This window comes from Paracoccus haematequi (genome assembly GCF_900631945.1).
Classification (GTDB): Bacteria; Pseudomonadota; Alphaproteobacteria; order Rhodobacterales; family Rhodobacteraceae; genus Paracoccus; species Paracoccus haematequi_A.
The window spans coordinates 15,253-41,566 of the sequence record NZ_UZWE01000031.1; the positions used below are offsets into that span (position 1 = coordinate 15,253).

Sequence of the window (26,314 nt, forward strand, 5' to 3'; positions counted from 1 at the left end):
GCTTTGACGCTTATTTTCCGTCCATTCCACATTGGCTATCCAAGGAGCATCGCCATAGCCCGCCGACCGCATAACGCACCGCCCACCCGTGATACCGGACCCCGCGTGAACGAACGCATCCGCGTATCCGAAATTCGCCTGATCGGCGCCGACGGAGAGAATGTCGGCGTGGTTCCGCCCTCGGTCGGGTTGCAGATGGCGCAGGACGCCGGGCTGGATCTGGTCGAAATCTCGCCCAACGCGACGCCGCCCGTCTGCAAGGTCATGGACCTGGGCAAGTTCAAGTATGAACAGCAGAAGCGCGAGGCCGAGGCCCGCAAGAAGCAGAAGATCATCGAGATCAAGGAAATCAAGTTCCGTCCGGGAACCGATACCCACGATTACGATGTGAAGATGCGGTCCGTCATGAAGTTCCTGGGCGAAGGCGACAAGGTCAAGGTGACGCTGCGTTTCCGCGGCCGCGAAATGGCCCACCAGGATCTGGGGCTGGAACTGCTGAACCGCGTCCGCGACGACGTGGGCGAGGCGGGCAAGATCGAATCCATGCCCAAGCTGGAAGGCCGGCAGATGGTGATGATGATCGCCCCGAAATAGGGCGATCCGCCGTCGAAAAGGGGCCGCGCCGTGATTGCCGGCGCGGCCTTTCTGTCAGAACCGTCCCGCCATCAGCCGCTGCCGGATCACCGCCTGGTCGTCGCGGATCATGCCGGGGATCAGGAACAGGTCGATCACGGCCCAGACCCAGACGAAGGCCAGGGGAATCCAGCCGATCAGGATGGGCGCGGTCAGCGCACCGATTCCCGACAAGGCCAGCATGATGATCCCGCTAGCCCACCGGCCCAGATACATCCGGTGAACGCCAAGTCCCCACAGCAGGAGCGCCAGCAGATAGGCGACCAGTTGCGATCTCGATTCGTTGGCAACGCGCTGTTCGATCAAAAGCTGTTGCTGAACAGTTTCCGGCAAGGGCCTCTCCATGGATGGGGGCGACAGCCGCCCCTTGCCCATAGATAGGAACCCCTGCGTCGGCTGCAAGGATTACTCGGCCCGCAGGAAGCGGTCGAAGGTCAGGCCGATGGGGCGGATCGGCCCGGTGCTTCCATCGTTGCGGCCCACATCGACGACCCCCAGGTGATAGCGGCCCGGTTCCAGCAGGACCGGCCCCAGCCGGGCGTCGGTGCTGCCGCCCGCGTCGTCGTTTTCGGCCATCACCCCGCCCGACGCGGCGAACAGGACCAGCTTCGGGTCGGCCCCGACCAGCCCGCCGTAGGCGCCGACGATCACCACCGTCGGCTGGTCCAGATCGAAGCCCAGCCATTGCGTCGCGCCGTCATGCAGCACCACCGTCTGCCTGGTCTGGAACAGATCCAACGCCTGGATCGGATAGCTGCCGTCGGCGGGCGGGCTCAGCTCTCCCTTGCGATAGGCGTTGCGCAGGAAGGCCTCCACGTCCAGCTTTTCGGCGCTGACCGTCAGTGCGCCGGGCTGCGCGCTCAGCGCCGCGACGGCCACGCAATAATCCCCGGCTGCCAGGGGCGCCGCGAAATCCAGCCGGGAATTCAGCCCGTCGGCATCGTCGTTTTCCGCCAGCAGCCCGCCCTGGCCGTCATAGAGGCGCAGCACGGGGTCCAGTTCCGGGCTGGACGCGCGCAAGGTCACGGGCGCGGGCTGCGCCAGCGTAAAGCGGTAATAGCCGGTCTGCGTTCCATCCAGCGTCGCCGTGACCGCGCCCTGGTCCAGCCGCTGATCCAGCGTGCCGCCGGGCGCCAGGGCCTCGGCAGGGGTGTCGGCGGTGCAAGCGGCAATCCGGTCGATCCCGGCGTCCCCCGGCCCCTCGGTCAGCAGGGGGGCCTGTTCCGGCCGGGAAACCTGGACGGTCGCCGCCATCGCATCGTTGCTGACCGACCGCAGCGCGACGCAATAGACGCCTGGCCCGACCGTGGTTTCCAGGGCCGAATTCAGCGACACGGGCGTGTCGTCGTTCTCGGCGATCAGGTCGCCATCCTCGGTCAGCAGCGAGATCGCCGGATCGCCATTCTCGGCGCTTGCCTCGACCCGCAGCGCCTGGCTGTCGGCGCCGACGCGAAAGGCGAACAGAGCCTGACCGCCCGAGACCTGGGCCAGGGTGGACAAGGGATCGGGGCTGGTGGCGATGTCCTGACCCTCTCCGCCCAGCCATTGCGGATCGCCGCCGCAGATCCGGGGGCTGTCCGGGGCCTGCTGCGCGGCGGCGGGCAGGCCCAGACCGATGGCGGCGGCCAGGCCGAGGAGGATGGGGCAGGGGCGGTGCGGCATGAGGGACTCGGTCGGCAAGGGAACTGTTTGGGGCGGACTGTGGCATTCGTCGAAAGCCTGGACAATCGGGTTCTGCGATAAATTCGGCGGATGCGGGCGGCTTGACGCTTGACCATCCTGCCCCGGAACGGTTCAACGCTGGCAAACGCCCGTGCGGGCGAAACCGGAAAGCTGCGTCATGAAGTTCACTCTCTCCTGGCTCAAAGAGCATCTCGACACCACCGCGACCCTCGATGAGATCACCGAGGCGCTGACCGACCTGGGCCTGGAGGTCGAGGAAGTCCGCGATCCGGCGGCGAAGCTGCGGACCTTCACCCTGGCCCGCGTGCTGCACGCCCAGCAGCATCCCGACGCAGACCGGCTGCGCGTCTGCCGCGTGCTGACGGACGAGGGCGAGAAGCAGATCGTCTGCGGCGCGCCCAACGCCCGCGAGGGTATCACGGTCGTTCTGGCCAAGCCCGGCGACTACGTTCCGGGCATCGACGTGACGCTGGGCGTGGGCAAGATCCGGGGGGTCGAAAGCCAGGGCATGATGGCCTCGGAGCGGGAGCTGGAACTGTCGGACGAACATGACGGCATCATCGAACTGCCCTCGGGTCAGGTCGGCCAGCGTTTCGTGGACTGGCTGGCCGAAAACGCGCCCGAGAAGGTGGATCCGATGATCCACATCAAAATCACGCCCAACCGCCCCGACGCGCTTGGCGTCCACGGCATCGCCCGCGATCTGGCGGCGCGCGGCCTGGGGGTGCTGAAGCCGGTGGCCGATACGGCGGTGCCGGGCCGTTTCGCCAGCCCCATCCTCGTGACCATTGATCCGGCGGTCGCCGAAAAGGCGCCCTATTTCACGGGCCGCGTGATCCGGGGCGTCAGGAACGGCCCCTCGCCCGACTGGCTGCAACAGCGTCTGAAGGCCATCGGCCTGCGGCCCATCAACACGCTGGTCGATATCACCAACCTGTTCACCTATGACATGAACAGGCCGCTGCATGTCTTTGACATGGCAAAGGTTTCCGGCAATCTGCATGTTCGCCCCGCAGCGGCGGGCGAGGAAATCCTGGCGCTCGACGGCAAGGCCTATGCGCTGCCCGAAGGCGCGATGGTGATCGCCGACGACAATGGCCCCGAAAGCATTGCGGGCATCATGGGCGGCGAGGTTACGGGCTGTTCCGACGACACGACGGAGGTGTTCCTGGAAAGCGCCTATTGGGATCCCATCGCGATTGCCGCCACGGGGCGGGCGATGAAGATCAACAGCGACGCCCGCTACCGCTTCGAACGCGGCGTGGACCCGGCCTTCACCCGACCGGGGCTGGAACTTGCGACGCAGATGATCCTGGATCTCTGCGGCGGCGAGCCGTCCGAGGTGGTCGAGGCGGGGGCCGTTCCAGACACTGCCCGCGCCTATCGGCTGGACACCGCCCGCACCGCCAGCCTGGTCGGCCTGGACATCCCGGCGGATGTGCAGCGCGCCACCCTGACCGCGCTCGGCTTCCGCATGGAGGGCGAGATGGCCCACGTCCCCTCCTGGCGCCCCGACGTGCTGGGCGAGGCCGATCTGGTCGAGGAAATCGCCCGCATTGCCAGCCTGACCAAGCTGCAAGGCCAGCCCCTGCCGCGCCCGCGTCCTGGTGTGCCGAAGCCGGTGCTGACTCCCTTGCAGGTCCGCGAGAAAGCAGCGCGGCGGCAGGCGGCGGCGCTTGGCTATAACGAATGCGTCACCTACAGCTTCATCGACAAGGCCTCGGCTGACCTGTTCGGCGGCGGTGCCGATGCCGTGCGCGTCGAGAACCCGATCAGCAGCGAGATGACGCATCTGCGCCCCGACCTGCTGCCTGGCCTTCTGGCCGCCGCCGCCCGCAATCAGGCGCGTGGCTTCGCCGATCTGGCGCTGTTCGAGCTTGGGCCGGTCTTCGCGGGGGGCGAACCGGGCGAGCAGGCCACCCAGATCTCGGGGTTGATGGTCGGCCATACCGCGCCGCGCGACCCCTTCGGAAGCCGCCGCAAGGTGGACCTCTATGACGCCAAGGCCGATGCCGAAGCCGTGCTGGCGGCCATCGGCGCCCCCGCCAAGGTGCAGGTGAACCGCAAGCTGGATCCCTGGTGGCATCCGGGCCGAGCGGGCAATATCGCGCTTGGCCCTAACGTGCTGGCGACCTTCGGCGAAGTCCACCCCCGGATCCTGCGGGCCTTCGACGTGAAGGGCGCGGCTGTGGCCTTCACCGTCCGCATCGCCAGCGTGCCTTTCCCCAAGGCCCGCACGGCGACGCGCCCCGCCCTGAACATTTCGGAATTGCAGGCGGTGGAACGCGACTTCGCCTTCGTCGTCGACCCGCAGGTCGAGGCGCTGACCTTGGTCAATGCCGCCGCCGGGGCCGACAAGGCGTTGATCGACAGCGTGACGGTGTTCGACCAGTTCACGGGGCTGGAGGGCGGCCGCAAGTCCATCGCCATCACCGCCCGCCTGCAACCGCGCGACAAGACCCTGACGGATGCGGATATCGAGGCCGTCAGCCAGAAGATCATCGACAAGGTGCAGAAGGCGACCGGCGGCACGCTGCGCGCCTGATGGCCTGCTTTGGGCCTTGAATATCCTCGGGGCTTCCGAACGCCCGGAAAAAGGTCCAGTGGACCTTTTTCAGTGAGGAAGGGGCCGGCAGGCCCGAACGGGGGCGAAGCGCCCCCGCCCTTCGCGGGACGCGATCAGTCTTGGGGACGCAATTCCGCCATCACGAACAGCCGCAGCGCGGTCGCCAGCCCGACCTCGGGCGGGCGGGCATGGTCGATCTGCCCGATCAGCTGCGCCCGCGTAAGACCCCGCGCGCGGGCGGCCTCGGCCATGCCACGCCAGAAGGCATCCTCCAGCGATACCGAGGTGCGATGCCCGTCGATCGTCACCGACCGCTTCACGGGCGGGGTCATCGGAGGCAGGTCAATCGGCATCCGGCCCATCGTCGCGGCGATGCGCGTCAAGCCTGCGCTCGGCGCGCTCTGCCTCGGCCTGCCGGATTTCGCGCGCGGACTTGGCCTCGCCGAACTTCGCGGCACTCGCGTCGCCCGCCGCGCGGCGCGCATCGCGGTCGCGTTGCTTGCGGGCCTGGCGCAGGTTGATGATCTTGGTCATGCGGTTCCCATGAAAAAGCCGGGGCGCGGATATTCTACCGCGCCCCGGCCCGATCAGGTCAAGCGCCGATCAGCCCTTGGGGCTGATCATGTCCTCGGGGCGGACCACGCGGTCGAAGGTCTCCCCGTCCACGAAGCCCAGGGCGATGGCTTCCTCGCGCAGGGTGGTGCCGTTCTTGTGCGCGGTCTTGGCGACCTTGGTGGCATTGTCATAGCCGATGGTCGGCGCCAAGGCCGTCACCAGCATCAGCGATTCCTTCATCAGCTTCTCGATCCGCGCGACATTGGCCTGGGTGCCCACGACCATGTTGTCGGTAAAGCTGCCCGCCGCGTCGCCCAGCAACTGCATGGATTGCAGCACGTTATAGGACATCATCGGGTTATAGACGTTCAGTTCGAAATGCCCCTGCGACCCGGCGAAGGTCACGGCCGCGTCATTGCCCATCACATGCGCGCAGACCATGGTCAGCGCCTCGGCCTGGGTCGGGTTGACCTTGCCCGGCATGATCGAGGATCCCGGCTCGTTCTCGGGCAGGATCAGCTCTCCCAGGCCCGAACGCGGCCCGGACCCCAGCAGACGCATGTCGTTCGCGATCTTGAACAGGCTGGCGGCAACCGTTTTCAGCGCGCCCGAGAAGAACACCATCGCGTCATGGGCGGCCAGGGCCTCGAACTTGTTCGGCGCGGTGACGAAGGGCAGGCCGGTGATCCGGGCGATTTCCGCCGCGATGGCGGTGTCCCAGCCTTTCTTCGTGTTCAGCCCGGTGCCGACGGCGGTGCCGCCCTGCGCCAGCTCATAGATCTGCGGCAGGCACAGCTTCACCCGCTCGATCCCCATCTTGACCTGATGGGCATAGCCGCCGAATTCCTGGCCCAGCGTCAGCGGCGTCGCATCCTGGGTATGGGTGCGGCCGATCTTGATGATGTCCTTGAATTCCTCGGACTTCGCGATCAAGGCCTTGTGCAGCTTTTCCAGGCCGGGGATCAGCGTGTCGCGCGCCACCATGCCGATAGCGACATGCATCGCGGTGGGGAAGGTGTCGTTGGACGACTGGCCCATGTTCACATGGTCATTCGGATGGACCGGCTTCTTAGACCCCAACTCGCCGCCCAGGATCTCGATGGCGCGGTTGCTGATCACCTCGTTCGCGTTCATGTTCGACTGGGTGCCGGAACCCGTCTGCCAGACCACCAGCGGGAAGTTGTCGTCGAACTTGCCCTCGAAAACCTCGGTCGCGGCCTGTTCCATCGCCTTGCCGATGGCCGGGTCCAGATCGCCATTGGCCTGGTTCACCCGCGCCGCCGCCAGCTTGATCGCGCCAAGCGCGCGGATGATGGCGACCGGCTGGCGTTCCCAGCCAATGGGGAAATTCTGGATCGAACGCTGCGTCTGCGCACCCCAGTATTTGGAGGCGTCGACCTCCAGCGGGCCGAAGCTGTCGGTCTCAAGGCGGGTCTTGGTCATCGGATCGCTCCCTCGCAATTTTGCCAGGGTTCTAGCGGCCGCCGCGCGGATAGGCAATTCGTATGCGATGGTATGCCTAAATCCGCTCCAACGCATCCATGGCCCGGCGCAGGGCCGGATCGTCGCCGAAAGGCAGGATCGGGCGCGGGGGCTGCGCCCTGGACAGGCCCAGCAGGTTCGCGGCCCGATGGACGACACGGATGCTGCCCGCCTGCCGGAACTGCGTCCACAGCGGATCCAGGGCCGCGTCGATCCGGGCGGCTTCCGCTGCGTCGCCCGCCTGCGCCGCGCGGACAAGGCGCAGCATCCGGGCAGGCCAGATGCCCGCCGCCACGCTGTAGAACGCATCCGCCCCGGCCAGCATCGACGCGCCGCAGCCCCAGTCGCCGCTGTAGCCCAGCGAAAACCCGTTTGGAAGCGCCGCGCGCAGGTCCGCGATCTTGGCCGCAAAGGCGCCGCCTGCGGGAAGCGGCATCTTGACCGCGCGAATCGTCGGAATGGCGGCCAGACGCCGCAGCAGGTTCACGGAAAAGCTGAAATGGGTCGTGGTCGGGTTGTCATAGACGCAGATCGGCAGGTCGCTGGCCTCGGCAATCGCAGCGTAATGGGCGAAAACCTCATCCTCGGTCAGCGGAGTGTAGGAGATCGGCGCGACCAGAAGCCCATCGGCGCCGCTGTCCTGCGCATGGCGCGCCAGCGACTGGGCCATGCTGGTGCGCAATGCGCCCACGCCGACGATGACGGGCACCTGGCCGCCGATCTCGGCCATCGCGGCCTCGGCCGTCGCGCGCCGCTGGTCGGGATCCAGATAGGCATAGCCGCCGGTGCTGCCCAGAACGCAGATCGAATCCACCCCGGCCTCGGCGCAGCGGCGCAAGATGGCGCGCAGGTCGTCGGCCAGAACCCGGCCCTCGGGGTCGGCAGGGGTGATCGGAAAGGCCGATAGGCCCTGAAAGGGGGACATGGGATCCTCGGGTTGCCGCGCGTGCAGATGGCCATGCGGCAGGCGGTTTGGCAAGGATCAGGCGAACAGCATCCCGTCCAGTTCGTTCCCCCGGTCATCGACGGGATGGCACCAGACCTTGAAGCCGGTAAGGGTGTGGGGACCGAAGGTGTTGATCAGCGGCACGTCCGCCGCGTCCAGGCCGCGCGCCACCACCACCCGGCCGATGCGGCGGTCGTTGTTGCGGGGATCGAAGGTCCACCACTTGCCACCCAGGAAAACCTCGATCCAGGCGGCGAAGTCCATCGGGGCGGGGACGGGCGGCACGCCGATATCGCCGACATAGCCGTTGACGTATCGCGCCGGGATGTTCAGCGCCCGCAGATAGGCCAGCGTCAGATGCGCGAAATCCCGGCAGACGGCCACCCGGTCGCTGCGCGCGCTGGCGGCGGTGCGGAATTGAGAGGCCAGCTTGTAATCGAAGACCAGGCTGCCGTTCACATGATCGACGATATACTGGACCCGGTTCCAGCCGGGGGAGATATGGCCGAACAACTGCCAGGCCTCGTCGCTGACCAGATCTGTTTCGACATAGCGCGAGGCGGTCAGGAAGCCCAGCACCTCGGGCGGCAGGGCTTCGATGGGCCATTCGGCGGCGTTGAAGTTGGTCTCGTCCCGTGTTCCGGGATCGTTCAGGGTGATGTCGCTGAACAGGGTGAAGGTTCCCGCCGGCGCCACCAGGCGCCGGCAGATATTGCCGAAGCGGTCGACATAGCTTTGGACGGGCACCGACGGCGTGGTCCGGAAATCCTCGGGAAGGACGTAATCGCGGTGACGCGCCGCTTCCGGGGTGGTGAGACTAATCAGGGGCGTGTCCTGGGGCGTCTCGATCGTCATCTCGTGCCCGACCCGGATACGCATCAGGCGACCGTCGCGTCCATCGTGACCTCGGCGTTCAGCAGCTTGGAAATGGGGCAGCCCGCCTTGGCCTGCTGGGCCAGATCCTGGATCCGCGCCTTGTCGCCGTCGCCCGATATCTGGGTGACCAGATGCGCCTTGGTGACGGTAAAGCCGTCGCCGTCCTGTTCCAGCGTGATCTTCGAGGTGGTCTTGATGTCGATATCGCCGATTCCCGCCTCGCCCAGCATCTTGGACAAGGCCATGCTGAAGCAGGCGGCATGGGCCGCGCCGATCAGTTCCTCGGGGTTGGTGCCGGGGGTGTCGCCGAACCGGGTGTTGAAGCCATAGGACAGATCCTTCAGCGCGCCCGACTGGGTCGAGACCGTGCCCTTGCCGTCCTTCAGCCCGCCTTGCCATTCGGCCGATCCGCTGCGTGTGACCATGATCGTCTCCTTCGCTTGGTGATCTTCGGGGCCTAACGCAGCCGGGCGACGGCGGTTCGGCGCGGCGAACGCGATTTATCGCCGCAGCCTGTCACGAAGCCGTTGCGATTGCCGGTCATGCTTAAAAACACCCCATCACCGAAGTGTTTTGATGACCCTGCGTCCTGTTCTTGTTTTCGCCGTCGCCTCCCTTGGGCTTGCCGCCCAGGCCGATACCGCCGATGCGGCGACCTTCTATTTCATCCGTCACGCGGAAAGCACCGCCAATACCGGCGAGGCCTCGACCCCCGAGGAGATGCTGAACCCGCCCCTGACCGACCTGGGCAAGCAGCAGGCGCTGGATCTGGCGCTGACGCTGGCCGATGTCCCGCTGACCCATATCTATGTCAGCGGCTATCAACGCACCGCTTTGACCATTGCCCCAACCGCGGCGGATAAGGGCCTGACCCCGGTGGCCATGCCCGAGATCGGCGAATGGCAATTGAATGGCGCTTTGACCGGCGACCTTTATGCGCAGCTGGCCGAGGTCATGGGCAAATGGGCGGCGGGCGACACCGCCGCCAAGATCGACGGCGCCGAATCGCTGGACGATCTGAACGCCCGCGTCCTGCCCGGCTATCGCCAGATCATCGAGCGTCACAAGGACAAGGACGGCGTGGTCGCCATCGTCGGCCATGGCGGCTCCATCGGCTGGACGATGCCCTTCTTCGCCAGCAACGTCCCGGCGGGCTATGGCTTGGGGCATGGGCTGCGCAACACCGCCATCGTGCAGGTGGTGCTGGATTCGCAGGGCAACCCGCTGGTCGGCAACTGGGACGGCACGTCCTTCGACGCGGCCGGCCCGCAGCCCGCGCCGGTTCCGCTGCCCGCCTCGGGCGTGCTGCTGGTCGCGGCCATCGGCGGGCTGGGCGCCGCACGCCGGTTCCGCAAGGCGGCCTGACCGGCCAGGGCAGCGCCGGGGCCGGTCAGGCCCCGGTCAACCCGTCAGCCGTGCCCGAACAGCCGCTGGTGTTCGGCGATGGCGAAGCGGTCGGTCATGCCCGCCACGTAATCCAGGACGATACGCGCGCATTGCGTCTCGTCCACCGCGTCGCGCGCGATGCGGGACCAATGGTCGGGCATCTGGCCCGGATCGCGCAGGAACAGCGGGAACAGGTCGTTCAGCATCGCGGTGACATTGCCGCGTTCGACCACGACCGAGGGCGCGCGATACATGCGCGCGAACAGGAAAGACTTGATCGCCTTGATGTTCTGATACAGCGGCTTGGAAAAGCGGATGATCGGCCCGTCCATGTCGCGGATGTCTTGCGCCGATTGCGGCTGCAACCCCGCCAAGCGGTTCTGGGCCACGGCGATCACGTCCTCGACCATGACGCCGAAGACCCGGCGCAGCGCCTCGTAGCGGCGGCGGGTGGGGTCGAGGCCGGGGTAAAGCCGGTCCACCTCGGCGAAGGCGGGACCGACCACGGGCAGTTCCGCCAGGTCATCCTCGGTGAACAGTTCGGCGCGCAGTCCGTCATGCAGGTCGTGGTGGTTATAGGCCACGTCGTCGGCCACTGCCGCCACCTGCGCCTCGGCGCTGGCGTTGGTGTGCAGTTCCAGATCCCATTCGGCGTTCACCTCGGCCAGGGCATAGGGCAGGGGGCCGGTGACGGGACCGTTATGCTTGGCGATACCCTCCAGAGCCTCCCAGGTCAGGTTCAGCCCGTCGAAATCGGCGTAATGGCGTTCCAGCCGCGTGACGATGCGCAGCGCCTGGGCGTTGTGGTCGAAGCCGCCATAGGGGGCCATCAGCGCGGCCAGGGCGTCTTCGCCGGTATGGCCGAAGGGCGGGTGGCCCAGATCATGGGCCAGGGCCACGGTCTCGGCCAGGTCGGTGTTCAGGCCCAGGGCGGCGGCGATGGTGCGGGCGACCTGGGCGACCTCGATCGTGTGGGTCAGGCGGGTGCGGAAATAATCGCCGCGATACGCCTCTCCGTCATGTTCGACGAAAACCTGGGTCTTGTGCTTCAGGCGGCGGAAGGCGCTGGAATGGATGATCCGGTCGCGGTCGCGCTGCCAGGGGCTGCGGAAGGTGGACATGCGTTCGGGATGCAGCCGCCCGCGGCTGGCATCGGGATGGCAGGCATAGGGGGCGTTCACAGGGGCAGGGCCTTCCTTGCAACAGGTGCTGTCGAGCCTATATCTAGGGCAGGCCTTCGAAAACGGAAACGCCCCATGAACCTGCCTCCGAAAGTCACCGAACGCGCCTTTGCCCGCCTGGCCGAGATCAACGAATCGGGCGATGCCCGCCCGCTGCGCGTGGCGGTTGCCGGGGGCGGCTGTTCAGGCTTTCAGTACGACATCCGCCTGGACCAGGCCGAGGCCGACGACCTGGTGCTGGAAGGCGCGGGCCAGCGGGTCGTGGTGGATCCGGTGTCGCTGCCCTATCTCGCGGGGGCCATCATCGACTTCGCCGACGAACTGATCGGGGCGCGATTCGTCATCGACAATCCCAACGCCTCGTCCAGCTGCGGCTGCGGCACGTCCTTTTCCATCTAGCCGCAGACGCGGCTGCGGGTATCCAGGTCGTTGTCCAGCCTGCGGAGGCCGGGCGTCGGAAGCCGGTTGGGATCGTCGCGTTTGTCGTCCAGGTCGATCCGTTCGGTGGTCAGGGTCAGGCCCTGGCACAGATCCAGCGGCCCGGCGGACACGATCTGCATCTGGCCGCCATTCTCGATCAGGCGGATGATGTGGCCCTGTTTGCGCGCGACGCCCGCGCCGAAGCTCATCGGCCGGTCCATCCGGGTCCACTCGGTCAGTGGGCCGAACAGCGCGTCCTCGCCCTGCCATTCGCGGCCATGGGCGAACAGGACCGTCCAGGTTCCCGGCGGCACCAGCAGCCGGAAGAATTCGCCGCCGTGGATATAGCCCGCCATGACCGGATCGCCGCCGTCCTGCGGGGCCAGGAACACGACGTAATCGCGGCCCGGCATGGTCTTGACCACCAGCGGCAGGGTCGCGGGCAGGCCGCTGCGGTTCCACATCAGCCCGGCGCGCGGCCGATCCTCGGCCCAGGCGGGCAGGGCCAGGGCGATCATCATCAGCAGGGCGAACACGCGGCGCATGGCGCATCGTAACCGCATGACGCTTGGTTGCCAATCGGCGCGCGGGCGGTCATGGTGCCGCCATGAAGATCGCGACATTCAACATCAACGGCGTCAAGGCGCGCATCCAGGCGCTGACCGACTGGCTGGCCGCCGCCGGGGCCGACGTGGTGGTCCTGCAGGAAATCAAGTCTGTGGACGAAGGTTTCCCCCGCGAGCATTTCGAGGATCTGGGCTGGACCGTCGAAACCCACGGGCAAAAGGGCTTCAACGGCGTGGCGATCCTGTCCAGGCTGCCGCTTGAGGATGTGGCGCGCGGCCTGCCCGGCGACGAGGCCGACGAACAGGCCCGCTATATCGAGGCGACGGTGATCGATTCTATCCCGGTCCGCATCGCCGGGCTGTATCTGCCGAACGGCAATCCCGCGCCGGGGCCGAAATACGACTACAAGCTGGCTTGGATGGAGCGGCTGCGCCTGCGTGGCGCCGAGTTGCTGGCCAGCGAGATGCCGGTGGTGATGCTGGGCGATTTCAACATCATCCCCGAACCCCGCGACGCGGCCCGGCCGCAGGCCTGGGTCGATGACGCGCTGTTCCTGCCGGAAAGCCGTGCGGCATTCCGGCGGATCCTCCATCAGGGCTGGACGGATGCGGTGCGGATCCGCGACCCCTGGGCCACGCGCGGGCCGTTCACCTTCTGGGATTACCAGGCGGGCGCCTGGTCGCGCGACGACGGCATCCGCATCGACCACCTGCTGCTGTCCCCGCAGGCCGCCGACCTGCTGATCGAGACCGGCATCGACAAGGAAGCCCGCGCGGGTGAAAAGCCCAGCGATCACGTTCCCGTCTGGGTCAGGCTGGCCGCCTGAGCCTAGATCACCAGCACGCCCGAATGCTTGGCCTTGTGTTCGGGTTCGACATGGATGGTGATCTGGGCGTCGTCCAGTTTCCGCTTCAGCGCGGCCTCGATCCGGTCGCAGATGGCATGGGCCTGGGCGACCGGCGTGTCTCCGTCCACCACCAGGTGAAAGTCGATGAAGGTCATGCTGCCCGCGTGGCGGGTGCGCAGGTCATGCGCCTCGATCGCGCCGGCGGCATGGTCCGAGATCGTGGCCCTGATGTCGCGCAGCATGTCGTCGGACACCGCCTCGTCCATCAGCCCGCCCAGCGAGGCGGTCATGACTTTCCATCCCGACCACAGGATATTGACCGCCACCCCCGCCGCCAGGATCGGATCCAGGATCGCATGTCCGGTGGCGGCGGCCAGGGCCACCCCCAGGATCACCCCGGCCGAGGTCACGACATCCGACAGCAGATGCCGCCCATCGGCCACAAGCGCGGGCGATTTCAGGCGCTGCCCCTGGCGGATCAGAACGCCGCACCAAACGGCGTTGACGATCCCCGCCAAGGCGTTGATCGCCAGTCCCAGAACCGGGGCGTCCAGCGGGCGGGGGTTGCGGATGCCGTGATAGGCTTCCTGGAGGATCAGCATCGCGGCGACGATGATCATCACGCCTTCCAGAACGGCCGACAGGAATTCCGCCTTGTGGTGGCCATAAGGATGGCCAGGATCGGCGGGCCGCTGGGCGATGCGGATGGCGATCAGCGCGGCCAAGGCGGTCGCGACGTTGACGGTGCTTTCCAAGGCGTCCGACAGCAGCGCCACCGATCCGGTCAGCCACCAGGCCAGGGTCTTCAGCCCCAGGACCACGATCCCGATTGCGATGCTGCCCCTGGCGATTCTGATGGTGCGGTTCATCGCGACGGTCCTTCGTGTCATCCCCCCGTCGGGCGGCATCTGACAGAACCCGGCGCCAGTTGCAACTGGAAAGGGGTGCTGGACGGCGCGGGCCGGTTTGACTAGCCATGGCGGAATGCAGCCATTCGCGCTTTACCTCGCCGCCGCCCTGTCCGAGATCGCCGGTTGCTTCGCCTTCTGGGCCTGGCTGCGGCTGAACAGGTCGCCCTGGTGGCTGGTCCCCGGCATGGCATCGCTGGCGCTGTTCGCCTGGCTTCTGACGCTCAGCCCGGCGGATCACGCGGGCAGGGCCTATGCCGTCTATGGCGGGGTCTACATCACCGCCTCGGTTCTGTGGATGTGGCTGGCCGAGGGGCGCAGGCCGGATCAATGGGACGTGACCGGCACTGCGATCTGCCTGGCGGGCGCGGCGCTGATCCTGTGGGGACCGCGCGCCGCCTGACGGTCAGTCGTCGCCGTCGTCGGGATATTCGTCGTCATCGCCGAAACGGGCGTCGTCGGCGAATTCATCCTCGCCCTCGCCCACATACTTGGCGCTGAGCGCGATGGAGTGGTTGTCATGGGTGGGGTCCATCACCACGTCGGACGGGATTTCCCCGGCCAGCCATTCGCGCAGTTCCTCGCGGATTTCGGATGGCTCCTGCCCGGTTGCCTCGGCCAGATAGGCCACGAAGGCGCGCTGATCGCCGTCGATCTCGTCCAGGTCGGATTCGTCGACCTCGGGCCATTTCTCGACGATGGCCTCATAGAAGGCGGCCCAGTTCTGCTGCACATGCTGCCATTTCATCAGTATCCGCCTCCCATCGAGGACTGCGCCCAGTTGGCGACCCCGGTTATGTCTTCGCCCACGCCCGCGACCGTGTTGCACCCGGCCAGCATCGCGCAGGCCAGAAGCGCGCCTATCACTGCTCTCATTTCTCTGCCTCCTGCCACCACAGCTCGGGCATGAAGCCCGGCCAATCTCCGTAAAGCGGCGTTGTCCCGGCAGGATACCGCAGGTCCGCGGCATGGGCCAGCCGCGAGACCGGCGAGAACCCGGCCGGTATCACGTAACGTCCCGCCGTCAGGATTCGATCCAGCGCCTGGACGGCGGCAGTGAAGTCGGCATCCGTCCGCGACGCGACCATCGCGGCGATCACGGATTCGGCCGCAGGGCTTTTCATGCCCATCCAGTTGCGGCTGCCCGGCTGGTCGGCGGCGGCGGATCCCCAGTACAGCATCTGTTCGTTGCCGGGCGACAGCGACAGCGCGCGTTCGTACCAGGTCATGTCGAACTGGAATTCGTTGGTGCGCTGCACGAACTGCGCCGAATCCAGCAAGGTGATGCGCGCCTGCATCCCCAGGTTCCGCAGCGCCTGGACATAGATGTCGGCGATCTGCTGGGTTTCGGACGCCGTGCGCATCGCGGTGCCCGACTGGTTCAGCAGGATCTCGAACGCGAAGGGGCGGCCCTGGGCGTCGCGCAGGACGCCGTCCTGAACGGTCCAGCCGGCATCGGACAACAGCGCGATGGCCCGGCGCAAGCCCGCCCGGTCAAGGGCGCGGTCCGATCCTTCGGGCAGGGCATAGCCTTCGAGTGTGCCAGGCGGCAGGTCGGCGGCAAAGGGCGCCAGCAGGTCGGCCACGCGGCCCGTGGCGGGGCCGGGCTGCATCGCCAAGCGGGAATTGGCGAAATAAGAGGTGATGCGCCGATCCTTGCCGCCGTTCAGCGTGTCGTTGATGAAGCGGAAGTTGAACGCCTCGATCATCGCCTGCCGGACGCGCCAGTCGGCGAACAGCGGATTGCGGGTGTTCATCACCAGACCCATGATCCCCGAGGGACGCCCGTTCGGGATTTCCGCCTTGACCGCATCGCCGCGCGCGATCAGCGGAAAGTGATAGTCGCGGTCCCATTTCAGCGCCGACAGTTCTCTCCAGACGGTGACCTCGCCTGCCTTGAACGCCTCGAACATGGCGTTCGCATCGCCGAAATAGTCATAGCGGATCACGTCCAGGTTGTTGCGCCCGCGATTGACCGCCAGATCCTTGCCCCAGTAATCGGGGTTGCGCCGGAAGGTGATCATGCGACCCGGATCGACCCGATCCACCACATAGGGGCCGGACCCGATCGGCGCCTCCAACCCCGATGCGGCGAAATCCTTCCCCTCCCACTGGGCTTTCTTCAGGACCGGGCGCAGGCCCATCAGCATCGCCAGTTCGCGGTCGTTCTCGGCGAAGGTGAAGCGAAGGCTGCGGTCGCCAGTCTGCTCCATCTTCGCGACTTTGGACCAGGCGCCGTGATAGCGGGGGTGGCCCTGCGTTCCCAAAGTCTCGTAAGACCACATCACATCGGCAACGGTGACCGGCGAGCCGTCCGAGAACCGCGCCTCGGGGCGCAGCGTGAATTCGACCCAGGACCGATCCGGCGCGACCTCGACCGACTGCGCCAGAAGGCCGTAAAGGGTAAACGGCTCGTCCAGGGTGCGATACATCAGGGTTTCGGTCACATGCACACCGATTGCCCATGCAGCATTGCCCTTGAGCACCCAGGGCTTGAGCGAGTCGAAGCCTCCCGGTTCGGCGAGGCGAATCATCCCCCCCTGGGGCGCGTCGGGGTTGACATAGGGAAGGGCCGAAAATCCCTTCGGCAGAGCGGGTTCGCCATACATCGCAAGCCCGTGGAGAGGCTCGGCGCGGCTTGCCAGCGACATTGATGCAACACCCAGAAAAGCCCCGGAAATCAGGCACAAGGCGCGCATAAGCACGGATTTGTTAAGGTTTCTTAAGATTCGCATCGCCCGACTGCCCGCTTTTCTTGTTTTCGATACAAATTCAACAAACTCGGGCGGGGATCGTCAATGGCGGGGCAAACTTCTTCGTTGGACTCTGACATGCGTTGGCGTATAAATGGCTTACTGCTCGATAGGTTTCTTGCCTGTATGAAACCTGCCTCATGACTTGCGCCCGCCTTGTGCGGGCGCTTTTTTTTCCTCATGCTGCACCCGCAAACGGCTTGGCACGCCTTGTCAGGCCCTTGAAGCGGTCAGTGAGGAGGGGCGCGATGTTCCAAAAATTTCTAGGTGGTAAAACCGCAATCGTGACGGGGTCTAACTCTGGAATCGGGCTGGGGGTGGCGCATCGTCTGGCAATGGCCGGGGCCGACATCGTCCTGAACAGCTTCACCGACCGGGACGAGGATCATGCCCTGGCCGAGTCCCTGGCCCGCGAACACGGTGTCGCCGTCCGCTATATCGGGGCCGACATGTCCAAGGGCGACGAATGCCGCGCGTTGATCGAACGGGCGGGGCGCTGCGACATCCTGGTCAACAACGCCGGCATCCAGCATGTCGCGCCGATCCCGGACTTCCCGGCCGAGAAATGGGACGCGATCATCGCGATCAACCTGTCCTCGGCCTTCCACACCACGGCGGCCGCCCTGCCGCTGATGCGCGCCGCCGGATGGGGCCGGATCGTCAATATCGCATCGGCCCACGGCCTGACGGCAAGCGCCTTCAAGTCGGCCTATGTCGCGGCCAAGCACGGGATCATCGGGCTGTCCAAGGTGACGGCCCTGGAAACCGCGCGGGAACCGATCACCTGCAACGCCGTCTGCCCCGGCTATGTCCTGACCCCGCTGGTCGAGGCGCAGATTCCCGACACCATGAAGGAATACGGCATGGACCGGGACGAGGTGATCCAGAAGGTGATGCTGGAACGCCAGCCGTCCAAGGAGTTCGTGACGGTGGAACAGTTGGGCGACACCACCGCCTTCCTGTGCAGCGACGCGGCCGCGCAGATCACCGGCACGACCATCAGCGTCGACGGCGGCTGGACCGCGATGTAACGGAAACGCCGCCCGGTCGGGGGCGGCGCTCACGGGTCAGGCCAGCGCGTCCTCGATGGCGCGCAGGTCGGAATTGGACAGGTTCTTGGTCACTTCCTTGCGCAGGCGGAATTGCAATTCCTTGTGATACCGCTTGCGCAGGACGCCCAAGGTCGAAGGGTCGGCGATCACCGCGATGTCGTCCACCTTGTGCTTCAGCACCATGGCATTCAGGTGGTCGGCCAGTTGCGCCGCGAACAGGTCTGGATCGTCGCCGGGCACCACATCGGGAATGGCATCGCCTGCCTTGGGCCTGTTGAGACTTGCCAGCGTAAGCTGTTCGGTCTCGGTCAGTTCCAGGCCATGCTTCGCCGTATTGCGGAACAACCTTGCGGAATGGCCGTCAGCCACGACAACCAGGGCGTTATGGGGCAGCATGTCAGTCTCCGTTTTGTGCTGCCGGTTAACGCGCCTCTGCCGAGGTCAGTTGCAGCCTTCGCAGAACCGGCGGATGCGGGCGACGGCCTCGGTCAATTGTTCGTCGCTGGTCGCGTACGAGATGCGGAAATGCGGGCTGAGGCCGAAGGCCGCGCCGAACACCACCGCCACCCCGGCCTCATCCAGCAGAGCATTCGCGAAGGCTTCGTCGTCCGTGAGAACCGTTCCCGCGGCCGATGTCTTGCCGATCAGCCCCGCGATCGAGGGATAGACATAGAAGGCCCCCTGCGGCGTCGGGCAGTCGATGCCGGGACAGGCGTTCAGCCCGGCCACCACCAGGTCGCGGCGGCGCTGGAAGACGGCGCGGCTTTCCGCGATATAGTCCTGCGGCCCGGTCAACGCCGCCTCGGCCGCGTATTGACTAATCGAGCAGGGGTTCGAGGTCGATTGCGATTGCAGCTTGGCCATCGCCTTGATCAGCGATTCGGGCGCCGCGCCATAGCCGATGCGCCAGCCGGTCATCGCATAGGCCTTGCTGACGCCGTTCATCGTCAGTATCCGGTCCTTCAGGCGCGGTTCGACCTGGGCGGGGGTGACGAATTCGAAGCCGTCGAAGACCAGGTGCTCATAGATGTCGTCCGCCAGCACCCAGACCTGCGGATGGCGCAGCAGTACATCGGTCAGCGCCTGCATCGCCGCGCGGTCATAGCCCGCGCCCGAAGGGTTCGACGGCGAATTCAGGATCAGCCATTTGGTGCGCGGAGTGATCGCGGCCTCCAACGCTTCGGGCGTCAGGCGGAAGCCCTGGTCCAGACCGCATTCGACGATCACCGGCACACCCCCTGCCAGCAGCACCATGTCGGGATAGCTGACCCAGTAGGGGGCGGGGATGATCGCCTCGTCGCCGTCGTCCAGCGTGGCCATCAGCGCATTGAACAGGATCTGCTTGCCGCCGGTGCCGACCGTGATCTGCGCGGGCGCATAATCCAGCCCGTTTTCCCGCGCGAACTTGTCGCGGATCGCCCGTTTCAGCGACGGCGTGCCGTCCACGGCGGTGTATCGCGTGTGGCCGGCGTCGATGGCGGCCTTGGCGGCATCGCGGATATGGGCGGGTGTGTCGAAATCCGGCTCTCCGGCGGAGAGGCCGATGATGTCTCGGCCCTGTGCCCGCAATTCGGCCGCGCGGGTCGTCATCGCGATGGTCGGAGAGGGCTTGATCCGGTTCAGGCGGTCGGACAGGAAAGCCATGGGCGCCCCTTGGTGGTTTGAACGTCTTGCCCGCATGGCTTATGCTGCCCGGTCAGGGACGGCAAGCGCGCCAGAAGGATGGAACAATGATCGAATCGGCTGAAACCCGTCTGCGCCGCCTGAAGATGCGCAGCTGGCGCAGGGGGATGAAGGAAATGGACCTGATCCTGGGCCATTTCGCCGACGGCCCCCTGGCGACGCTGGGCGCGGCGGACCTGGACGCCTACGAGGCCGTGCTGTCGGAAAACGACCAGGATCTGTATCTGTGGATCACCGCGCGGATCAATGGCGGTGCCGGGCGCGGTCCTGCCGGAATCGCGGCCATCCTGGACCGCATTGCCGACCATGCGGCGGATCGCCTGAAACCCATTCGCTAAAACTTTCTCTAATCTTCTGCGGAAGTTTTGCGGCATTAACTGAAGATTTTCATTTTTGCGGCAATGATGCGGACATGACGAACAAATCAGGACCGCGAGCCGCCATGATTTCCCCCGCGCCGCGCGATATGCGCCCCCAGGCCGATGTTCAGGCCCTGCCGGATCTGGCAGATACGACAGAAGCCTATCTGGAATCCTTGCAGCTTCTGGAACGGCTGCACCGGCTGATGCTGGATCTGGTCAAGGACGAATTCGAACGGCTGGGTCGGAACGATCTGACTCCGGTCCAGGCGATGATCCTCTATAACCTGGGCGGGGCAGAGGTGACGGCGGGCGAATTGCGGACCCGCGGCATGTATCAGGGATCGAATGTCAGCTATAACCTGAAGAAGCTGGTGACGATGGGCTATGTCCATCACGAACGCTGCGACATGGATCGCCGTTCGGTGCGGGTCAAGCTGACCGAAGATGGCCAGGCGGTGCGCGACATGGTCCACCGCCTGTTCCTGCGCCACGCCGAAGGCCTTGCGATGTCCGGCGTGCTGGAAGACCCCCCTCTGGAACAGGTCAACCTGCAAAGCCGCCGGATCGAACGGTTCTGGCTGGAACAGATCCGCTACATCTACTGACCGGCGGCAGCCCTACCAGTGGCCGGTGTTTTCCATACTGGCCCAAGGCTCGGCCGGGGGCAGGGCATCGCCTTCCTGCAACAGTTCGATCGAGATGTTGTCCGGGCTGCGCACGAAGGCCATGTGTCCGTCGCGCGGCGGCCGGTTGATGATGACGCCTGCATCCATCAGCTTCTGGCACAGGTCATAGATATTGCCGACGCGATAGGCCAGATGGCCGAAATGGCGGCTGTCCGAGGGCAGGCCCTCGTCGCCGTCCCAGTTATAGGTCAATTCGACCGGGCATTCCGGCTGGCCCGGCGGGGCCATGAAGACCAGGGTGAAGCGGCCCTTGTCGTTGTCGACGCGACGGGTTTCCTCAAGCCCCAGCAGCCTGAAGAATTCCATGGTCTTGTCCAGGTCGGCGACCCGGACCATGGTGTGCAGATAGCGGATGTTCATCGGGTATCCTCCGTTTTTGGGTCAGCGGCGGCGCAGGTATTCGAACAGGGTGCAGCGCGGGGCGTCGGCGCGCAGGCCTACGGACCCAAGGCAGTCCCATTGGTCCAGGTCGAAGGCGGGGAAAAACGCGTCTGCATCCGGCACCGCCAGGTCCACCTCGGTCAGCAGCAGCCGGTCGGCCAGCGGCAGCAGTGCCCGATAGATGCCCGCCCCGCCGATCCCATAGACCCGGCGATGGCCCGTGCGGTGGGCGTGATCGACTGCGGCCTCCGGTGTGGCGAAAACCTGTTCGGCCGTCGCCGGATCCGAGGAGATGACCAGGCTCAGGCGGTTCTTCAGCGGCTTGATCGGCAGGCTTTTCCAGGTCTTCCGGCCCATGACGACTGCCCCCCCGGTCGTCTCGCGCTGGAAGAAGGCCAGATCCTCGGGCGCGCGCCAGGGGATGTCATTGTCCTTGCCGATGGCGCCGTTGCGGTCGCGTGCTGCGATCAGGGTCAGCATCTCAGACCGCCACCGGGGCCTTGATGGCCGGATCGGGATCATAGTCCAGCACCTCGAAATCCTCATAGCGGAAGTCGAAGATCGACGGCACGTCGCGGCGCAGGCGAAGCCGGGGCAGGGGCTTCGGGGTTCGCGCAAGCTGGGTCCGCACCTGCTCCAGATGGTTGGAATAGATATGCGCGTCGCCGATGGCATGGATGAAATCGCCCGGCTCATAGCCGGTCACATGGGCCAGCATCACCTGCAACAGCGCATAGGAGGCGATGTTGAACGGCACCCCCAGGAACATGTCCGCCGACCGCTGGTAAAGCTGCAAATGCAGCCTGCCCGCCAGGATCCGCACCTGCCACAGCGTATGGCAGGGCGGCAGCGCCATGTCAGGCACGTCGCCGGGATTCCAGGCCGACACGATCAGGCGGCGCGAATCCGGCGTCTGGCGGATCGCCTCCACCAGATCGGTGATCTGATCGACCTGGCCCGCGAAGAACAGCGGGCGTCCTTCGGCATTCAGCCCGCTGGGCACAAGCTTCGGGAAATGCCGCCACTGCCGGCCATAGACCGGCCCCAGGTCGCCGTTCGCGTCTGCCCATTCATCCCAGATCGAGACGCCGTTCTGCTGCAAGTAACGGACATTCGTGTCGCCCGACAGGAACCACAGCAGTTCGTGGATGATCGATTTCAGGTGCAGCTTCTTGGTCGTGACCAGCGGAAAACCTTCGGCCAGCGGGTATCGGCATTGCAGCCCGAAATGGCTGATCGTGCCCGTCCCCGTGCGGTCCGTGCTTTCCAGCCCCTGTTCCAGGACCGTCCGCAGGGCGTCGTGATATTGCCGCATGTCAGACGTCCAGTTCTTCGGCGAAACGCGCGTTTTCCTGGATGTATTCGAAGCGCAGTTCCGGCTTCTTGCCCATCAGCCGTTCCACCAGATCGCCGGTTTCGCCGCCTTCGTCATCGTCGATGCTGACCCGGATCAGCTTGCGCGTCTTCGGGTTCATCGTCGTGTCCTTCAAGTCCTTGGCGTCCATCTCGCCCAAGCCCTTGAACCGCTGCACGTCGATCTTGCCGCGGCCGCCCAGGCCCTTGGCCAGCATCCGTTCCTTTTCCGCATCGTCGGCCACATAGACCCGATGCGCCCCCTGCGTCAGCCGATAGAGCGGCGGGCAGGCCAGATACAGGTGGCCCTTGTCGATCATCGGCCGCATCTGCGTGAAGAAGAACGTCATCAGCAGGCTGGCGATATGCGCCCCGTCCACATCGGCGTCGGTCATGATGATGACCTTGTCATAGCGCAGATCGTCGATCTTGAAGCGGGATCCCATATCGACGCCAAGGGCCTGGCACAGATTGCTGATTTCCTGGTTGGCCCCCATCTTGGTGGACGCCGCGCCCAGCACGTTGAGGATCTTGCCGCGCAGGGGCAGCAGGGCCTGGGTGGTGCGGTCGCGGGCCATCTTGGCCGATCCGCCCGCGCTGTCGCCTTCGACGATGAACAGTTCCGTTCCCTCGCGGCTGGTCGCGCTGCAATCCACCAGCTTGCCGGGCAGGCGCAGCTTTTTCGTGGCGGTCTTTCGCGCGGTTTCCTTTTCCTGCTTGCGGCGCAGACGCTCGTCGGCCCGCAGGATCAGGAAATCCAGGATCGCGCCCGCCGATTTCGTATCCGCCGCCAGCCAGGTGTCGAAATGATCGCGCACGGCGTTCTCGACCAGCCGGGCAGCCTCGGTCGTGGCCAGGCGGTCCTTGGTCTGGCCGACGAATTCCGGTTCCCGGATGAAGCAGGATACCAGGGCGCAGCCTCCGGTCAGCAGATCCTCGCGCGTGATGTTGGCGGCCTTCTTGTTGCTGATCCGCTCGCCATAGGCGCGCACGCCCTTCAGGATGGCGGCCCAGAAGCCCGCCTCGTGAGTGCCGCCTTCGGGGGTCGGGACGGTATTGCAATAGGACTGGATGAAGCCGTCGCGCACCGGCGTCCAGTTGATCGCCCAATCGACCTTACCCGGCGCGCCCTGGCGGCGGAAATCGACGCTGCCCGCGAAGGGGCGGTCCGCATAGGTGCTGGCGCCGGTCAGGGTTTCGGACAGATAGTCCGCCAGGCCGCCAGGGAAATGGAATGTGGCCTCGCGCGGGGTCTCGCCATCGTCGATCTCCGATTTCCAGCGGATTTCGACGCCGCTGAACAGATAGGCCTTGGACTTCACCATCTTCAGCAGCCGCGCGGGCTTGAAGCGGTGATGGCCGAAGATCTCCTCGTCCGCGTGGAAGGTGACGGTGGTCCCGCGCCGGTTGGGGGCGGCGCCGATCTTCGCCACCGGCCCCTGCGGAATCCCGCGCGAGAACCGCTGTTCGAACAGTTCCTTGTTGCGCGCGACCTGCACGATCATCACGTCCGACAGCGCGTTCACGACCGAGGCGCCGACGCCGTGCAGCCCGCCCGAGGTCTGGTATGCGTCGCCCGAGAACTTGCCCCCCGCGTGTAGCGTGCAGAGGATCACCTCGAGCGCGGACTTGCCGGGGAATTTCGGATGCGGGTCGATGGGGATGCCGCGGCCGTTGTCGCGCACGACCACGCTGTAGTCGGCCAGCAGTTCGACCTCGATCCGGGTGGCATGGCCCGCCACCGCCTCGTCCATCGAGTTGTCGAGGATTTCCGCCACCAGGTGATGCAGCGCGCGTTCGTCGGTGCCGCCGATATACATGCCGGGGCGCTTGCGGACCGGCTCCAGCCCCTCCAGCACCTCGATCGAGGCGGCGGAATAGCTGTCTGTCGCGTCAACGGCGGAAAGAAGGTCGTCGGCCATCTGGGTCTGCTCTTGTTCTGGGTCGGGGAACTATCTCATGCAAGCGCGGCCAAGGCCAGCCCGCCGGATCATGCCCGCCGGAGCCTTCAGGAACCCTATGCGGTTCGCGCGATTCGTCATCGTGCAGATGTGATGGGTCGGCAGGCGGGTCATGTCATTCTTTTATGCGTATAGGATTGCCTGTCCCTGCCTCACTCCGGTTCGGCGAGGCGTTCCTCCCACATCCTGCGGAAGGCAGGACGGGACTGGCATTCCTCAAGCCAGGCCATCGTCGCCGGGAATTGGCCCATCAACTCTGCATAGCCTTGGGCATAGCGCAGGATTTCGGCCAGATTGATGTCGGCCACGGTGAAGCGGCCGCCGACCAGATGGGCGTGGGTGGCAAGATGCGCCTCGACGACCTTCAGCGGGCGGATCAGGCGTTCGGCCGCATTGGCGACATGGGCCTGATCCTCGCCCGCCTGCAGGCGCGACGGGGCGTGCAGGAACAGGATCGTCAGCGCATCGGGTTCGATGGCGGTCGCGGCGTAGAAGCTCCACTGCATCATCAGGGCGTCTTCGGACAAGTCGGCGGGGCCGAGATCGCCGCCGTACTTGCGCGCCAGATACAGCGTGGCGGCCAGGGATTCGCTCAGGGTCAGGCCGTCATCCTCGATCACCGGAATGGTCCCGGCGGGCGACAGCGCCAGGAAGGACGGCGAATGGGTGTTCAACGGCGCGTCCGGCGCGTCGGGATCGGCCAGGCGATAGGCCTGGATCACCGGGTTCTGGCGGAACTCCAGCCCGATTTCGTGGCACAGCCAGACGATGCGCGAGGCACGCGAACGGGTGACGCCGTGGATGGTCAGCATGAAAGGCTCCTTCGTCGGGGGTGCAGGTTACGTCAGCAAAAGATCGCCGGAAAGCACGATGATTTGATCCTGCGCAAGGCGGGCGATCGGCATCCGTGACAGAATCGTGACATCCCGCCAAGAGGCTTTGCGAAAGGACGATCCATGGCCGATGACCTTCTTGCCAGCCGCGAACCTGCCGAACCCCAGATCCAGGCAGACGCGGTTCCCCCGGCCGCCGAGGAAACCCCCGAAGATGCTCCTGTCGCCCCGCAGCGGGCGACCCGCAGAACCAGGGCGCCGTCGGATCCCGATGCCGTGCGCGAGGCTTTCGAGACCGGACGCTATCCCTATCGAACTCGCATGAGCCGCCGCCAGTACGAGGCCGAAAAGGCGCTGTTGCAGGCCGAACTGCTGAAGGTCCAGATCTGGGCGCAGGACACCGGCCAGAAATTCGTGATCCTGTTCGAAGGGCGCGACGCGGCGGGCAAGGGCGGCACCAGCAAGCGGTTCAACGAACACCTGAACCCCCGCGCCGCCCGCGTGGTCGCCTTGAACAAGCCCACGGACGAGGAGCGGGGGCAATGGTATTTCCAGCGCTATGTCCGGCATCTGCCGACCTCGGGCGAGATGGTCTTTTACGACCGCAGCTGGTACAACCGCGCCGGGGTCGAACGGGTGATGGGGTTCTGTTCGGCAACGATTACCTGGAATTCATGCGCCAGGCGCCGGAATTCGAACGGATGCTGGTGCGGTCCGGCATCCGGCTTTACAAATACTGGTTCTCGGTCACGCAGGACGAACAGCGCGCGCGGTTCGAGGCGCGCAAGACCGACCCGCTGAAACGCTGGAAGCTGTCGCCCATCGACGAGGCCAGCCTGGACAAGTGGGACGACTATACCGAGGCGAAAGAGGCGATGTTCTTCTATACCGACACCGCCGATGCGCCATGGATCATCGTCAAGTCGAACGACAAGAAGCGTGCCCGCCTGAACTGCATGAGGCATTTCCTGGCGACGCTGGACTATCCCGACAAGGATCCGGCCATCGCCGTGCCGCCCGACCCGCTGATCGTCGGCCCCGCGACCCATGTCGTCCACAGCGCCGCCCATATCCTGGGCCGCGCGCTGCATCCCGACATCCGCAAGACCGCCGTCCGTCAGGCCTGACGCGGCGGACGGGGCGCGCCGCCTTGCATTTGATGCAGGTCAAGGAATCCACCGCCCGTCCGGTCTAGACCCG

The 26,314-nt window shown here is 65.9% G+C and carries 30 protein-coding genes and 1 pseudogene; 10 read left to right on the forward strand and 21 right to left on the reverse strand.

Annotation, left to right across the window (positions count from 1 at the left end; translation table 11 throughout):
- Window positions 1-105 precede the first annotated feature (105 nt).
- Window positions 106-594 carry a translation initiation factor IF-3 gene (infC, locus tag PARHAE_RS11120; RefSeq protein ID WP_241232776.1) on the forward strand — a complete coding sequence of 163 codons (489 nt, stop codon included), beginning with the start codon at window positions 106-108 and terminating at the stop codon, window positions 592-594.
- A gap of 54 nt (window positions 595-648) precedes the next feature.
- Here the strand turns inward: infC and PARHAE_RS11125 are convergent, their stop codons facing one another.
- Entirely contained in the window at window positions 649-966 is a 318-nt protein-coding gene (locus PARHAE_RS11125; protein WP_241232777.1) for an NINE protein, read from the reverse strand.
- 72 nt (window positions 967-1,038) lie between these two features.
- A complete protein-coding gene (locus PARHAE_RS11130; protein ID WP_164555220.1) occupies window positions 1,039-2,313 on the reverse strand; it encodes a DVUA0089 family protein in 1,275 nt (424 codons plus the stop codon).
- Window positions 2,314-2,473: 160 nt separating this feature from the next.
- Here PARHAE_RS11130 and pheT point away from each other — a divergent pair, with 160 nt between their 5' ends.
- Window positions 2,474-4,861, forward strand: coding sequence for a phenylalanine--tRNA ligase subunit beta (gene pheT, locus PARHAE_RS11135; RefSeq protein ID WP_126154691.1), 2,388 nt, complete (start codon window positions 2,474-2,476; stop codon window positions 4,859-4,861).
- 134 nt (window positions 4,862-4,995) lie between these two features.
- Here the strand turns inward: pheT and PARHAE_RS11140 are convergent, their stop codons facing one another.
- The 6 genes from PARHAE_RS11140 to PARHAE_RS11165 all read right to left on the reverse strand — a co-directional run bounded on the left by PARHAE_RS11140 (window position 4,996) and on the right by PARHAE_RS11165 (window position 9,166).
- Window positions 4,996-5,214, reverse strand: coding sequence for a ribbon-helix-helix domain-containing protein (locus PARHAE_RS11140; protein ID WP_241232778.1), 219 nt, complete (start codon window positions 5,212-5,214; stop codon window positions 4,996-4,998).
- A 10-nt stretch (window positions 5,215-5,224) separates the two neighbouring features.
- On the reverse strand, window positions 5,225-5,416 hold the full coding sequence (locus PARHAE_RS11145) for a DUF4169 family protein (RefSeq protein ID WP_126154693.1): 192 nt from the start codon (window positions 5,414-5,416) through the stop codon (window positions 5,225-5,227).
- 69 nt (window positions 5,417-5,485) lie between these two features.
- A complete protein-coding gene (gene fumC, locus PARHAE_RS11150; RefSeq protein WP_126154694.1) occupies window positions 5,486-6,880 on the reverse strand; it encodes a class II fumarate hydratase in 1,395 nt (464 codons plus the stop codon).
- Window positions 6,881-6,956: 76 nt separating this feature from the next.
- A complete protein-coding gene (locus tag PARHAE_RS11155; RefSeq protein WP_126154695.1) occupies window positions 6,957-7,844 on the reverse strand; it encodes a dihydrodipicolinate synthase family protein in 888 nt (295 codons plus the stop codon).
- 57 nt (window positions 7,845-7,901) lie between these two features.
- Entirely contained in the window at window positions 7,902-8,744 is an 843-nt protein-coding gene (locus PARHAE_RS11160) for a transglutaminase-like domain-containing protein (protein ID WP_126154696.1), read from the reverse strand.
- Complete coding sequence (locus tag PARHAE_RS11165; protein ID WP_126154697.1) at window positions 8,744-9,166, reverse strand: OsmC family protein; 423 nt, start codon at window positions 9,164-9,166, stop codon at window positions 8,744-8,746. The genes PARHAE_RS11160 and PARHAE_RS11165 overlap by 1 nt, the downstream gene beginning before the upstream one ends.
- 151 nt (window positions 9,167-9,317) lie before the next feature.
- Between PARHAE_RS11165 and PARHAE_RS21675 the strand changes: the two genes are divergently transcribed.
- Entirely contained in the window at window positions 9,318-10,106 is a 789-nt protein-coding gene (locus PARHAE_RS21675; protein ID WP_126154698.1) for a histidine phosphatase family protein, read from the forward strand.
- A 44-nt stretch (window positions 10,107-10,150) separates the two neighbouring features.
- Here the strand turns inward: PARHAE_RS21675 and PARHAE_RS11175 are convergent, their stop codons facing one another.
- Window positions 10,151-11,308 carry a deoxyguanosinetriphosphate triphosphohydrolase gene (locus PARHAE_RS11175; RefSeq protein ID WP_126154699.1) on the reverse strand — a complete coding sequence of 386 codons (1,158 nt, stop codon included), beginning with the start codon at window positions 11,306-11,308 and terminating at the stop codon, window positions 10,151-10,153.
- A 75-nt stretch (window positions 11,309-11,383) separates the two neighbouring features.
- On the opposite strand from PARHAE_RS11175, the gene PARHAE_RS11180 reads away from it, so the two are divergent.
- Complete coding sequence (locus PARHAE_RS11180; RefSeq protein WP_126154700.1) at window positions 11,384-11,707, forward strand: HesB/IscA family protein; 324 nt, start codon at window positions 11,384-11,386, stop codon at window positions 11,705-11,707.
- Here the strand turns inward: PARHAE_RS11180 and PARHAE_RS11185 are convergent.
- Entirely contained in the window at window positions 11,704-12,273 is a 570-nt protein-coding gene (locus PARHAE_RS11185) for a hypothetical protein (protein ID WP_126154701.1), read from the reverse strand. The two genes, PARHAE_RS11180 and PARHAE_RS11185, sit on opposite strands and share 4 nt — an antisense overlap.
- Window positions 12,274-12,335: 62 nt before the next feature.
- Between PARHAE_RS11185 and xth the strand changes: the two genes are divergently transcribed.
- Window positions 12,336-13,121: an exodeoxyribonuclease III gene (gene xth / locus PARHAE_RS11190; protein WP_126154702.1), complete on the forward strand. Its 786-nt coding sequence runs from the start codon at window positions 12,336-12,338 to the stop codon at window positions 13,119-13,121.
- A 2-nt stretch (window positions 13,122-13,123) separates the two neighbouring features.
- On the opposite strand, the gene PARHAE_RS11195 is transcribed toward xth, so the two are convergent.
- On the reverse strand, window positions 13,124-14,011 hold the full coding sequence (locus PARHAE_RS11195) for a cation diffusion facilitator family transporter (protein WP_126154703.1): 888 nt from the start codon (window positions 14,009-14,011) through the stop codon (window positions 13,124-13,126).
- 115 nt (window positions 14,012-14,126) lie between these two features.
- Between PARHAE_RS11195 and PARHAE_RS11200 the strand changes: the two genes are divergently transcribed.
- Window positions 14,127-14,453 carry a YnfA family protein gene (locus PARHAE_RS11200; RefSeq protein WP_126154704.1) on the forward strand — a complete coding sequence of 109 codons (327 nt, stop codon included), beginning with the start codon at window positions 14,127-14,129 and terminating at the stop codon, window positions 14,451-14,453.
- Between the two features lie 3 nt (window positions 14,454-14,456).
- Here the strand turns inward: PARHAE_RS11200 and PARHAE_RS11205 are convergent, their stop codons facing one another.
- Genes PARHAE_RS11205 through PARHAE_RS11210 form a run of 3 tightly spaced genes read right to left on the reverse strand, consistent with a single transcriptional unit; the run spans window position 14,457 to window position 16,749 of the window.
- A complete protein-coding gene (locus tag PARHAE_RS11205; protein ID WP_126154705.1) occupies window positions 14,457-14,798 on the reverse strand; it encodes a hypothetical protein in 342 nt (113 codons plus the stop codon).
- The gene (locus PARHAE_RS21895; protein WP_277600668.1) at window positions 14,798-14,926 is read right to left on the reverse strand and encodes a hypothetical protein; all 129 of its coding nucleotides are present in this window, start codon (window positions 14,924-14,926) and stop codon (window positions 14,798-14,800) included. The genes PARHAE_RS11205 and PARHAE_RS21895 overlap by 1 nt, the downstream gene beginning before the upstream one ends.
- Entirely contained in the window at window positions 14,923-16,749 is a 1,827-nt protein-coding gene (locus PARHAE_RS11210; RefSeq protein ID WP_420899404.1) for an extracellular solute-binding protein, read from the reverse strand. Before PARHAE_RS11210 ends, PARHAE_RS21895 begins: the two co-directional genes overlap by 4 nt.
- 302 nt (window positions 16,750-17,051) lie before the next feature.
- Here PARHAE_RS11210 and PARHAE_RS11215 point away from each other — a divergent pair, with 302 nt between their 5' ends.
- A complete protein-coding gene (locus PARHAE_RS11215; protein WP_126154707.1) occupies window positions 17,052-17,834 on the forward strand; it encodes a 3-hydroxybutyrate dehydrogenase in 783 nt (260 codons plus the stop codon).
- Between the two features lie 36 nt (window positions 17,835-17,870).
- On the opposite strand, the gene PARHAE_RS11220 is transcribed toward PARHAE_RS11215, so the two are convergent.
- Both PARHAE_RS11220 and PARHAE_RS11225 read right to left on the reverse strand, forming a co-directional pair.
- Window positions 17,871-18,251, reverse strand: coding sequence for a baeRF12 domain-containing protein (locus PARHAE_RS11220; RefSeq protein WP_126154708.1), 381 nt, complete (start codon window positions 18,249-18,251; stop codon window positions 17,871-17,873).
- Between the two features lie 45 nt (window positions 18,252-18,296).
- Window positions 18,297-19,499 carry a pyridoxal phosphate-dependent aminotransferase gene (locus PARHAE_RS11225; protein ID WP_126154709.1) on the reverse strand — a complete coding sequence of 401 codons (1,203 nt, stop codon included), beginning with the start codon at window positions 19,497-19,499 and terminating at the stop codon, window positions 18,297-18,299.
- 86 nt (window positions 19,500-19,585) lie between these two features.
- On the opposite strand from PARHAE_RS11225, the gene PARHAE_RS11230 reads away from it, so the two are divergent.
- Complete coding sequence (locus tag PARHAE_RS11230; RefSeq protein ID WP_126154710.1) at window positions 19,586-19,876, forward strand: succinate dehydrogenase assembly factor 2; 291 nt, start codon at window positions 19,586-19,588, stop codon at window positions 19,874-19,876.
- Window positions 19,877-20,004: 128 nt separating this feature from the next.
- Window positions 20,005-20,505, forward strand: coding sequence for a MarR family winged helix-turn-helix transcriptional regulator (locus tag PARHAE_RS11235; protein WP_126154760.1), 501 nt, complete (start codon window positions 20,005-20,007; stop codon window positions 20,503-20,505).
- 12 nt (window positions 20,506-20,517) lie between these two features.
- On the opposite strand, the gene PARHAE_RS11240 is transcribed toward PARHAE_RS11235, so the two are convergent.
- The 5 genes from PARHAE_RS11240 to PARHAE_RS11260 form a co-directional block, all read right to left on the reverse strand.
- Window positions 20,518-20,946, reverse strand: coding sequence for a VOC family protein (locus PARHAE_RS11240; RefSeq protein WP_126154711.1), 429 nt, complete (start codon window positions 20,944-20,946; stop codon window positions 20,518-20,520).
- 21 nt (window positions 20,947-20,967) lie between these two features.
- On the reverse strand, window positions 20,968-21,447 hold the full coding sequence (locus PARHAE_RS11245) for a dihydrofolate reductase (protein ID WP_126154712.1): 480 nt from the start codon (window positions 21,445-21,447) through the stop codon (window positions 20,968-20,970).
- A gap of 1 nt (window position 21,448) precedes the next feature.
- Window positions 21,449-22,282 (reverse strand): thymidylate synthase, encoded by an 834-nt coding sequence (locus tag PARHAE_RS11250; RefSeq protein ID WP_126154713.1) that lies wholly within the window; start codon window positions 22,280-22,282, stop codon window positions 21,449-21,451.
- A gap of 1 nt (window position 22,283) precedes the next feature.
- Window positions 22,284-24,242 carry a DNA topoisomerase IV subunit B gene (parE, locus tag PARHAE_RS11255; RefSeq protein WP_126154714.1) on the reverse strand — a complete coding sequence of 653 codons (1,959 nt, stop codon included), beginning with the start codon at window positions 24,240-24,242 and terminating at the stop codon, window positions 22,284-22,286.
- Between the two features lie 191 nt (window positions 24,243-24,433).
- Window positions 24,434-25,093: a glutathione S-transferase family protein gene (locus tag PARHAE_RS11260; protein WP_126154715.1), complete on the reverse strand. Its 660-nt coding sequence runs from the start codon at window positions 25,091-25,093 to the stop codon at window positions 24,434-24,436.
- A gap of 144 nt (window positions 25,094-25,237) precedes the next feature.
- Here PARHAE_RS11260 and ppk2 point away from each other — a divergent pair.
- Window positions 25,238-26,241 (forward strand): annotated as a pseudogene (gene ppk2, locus PARHAE_RS11265) (polyphosphate kinase 2).
- Window positions 26,242-26,314: the final 73 nt, after the last annotated feature.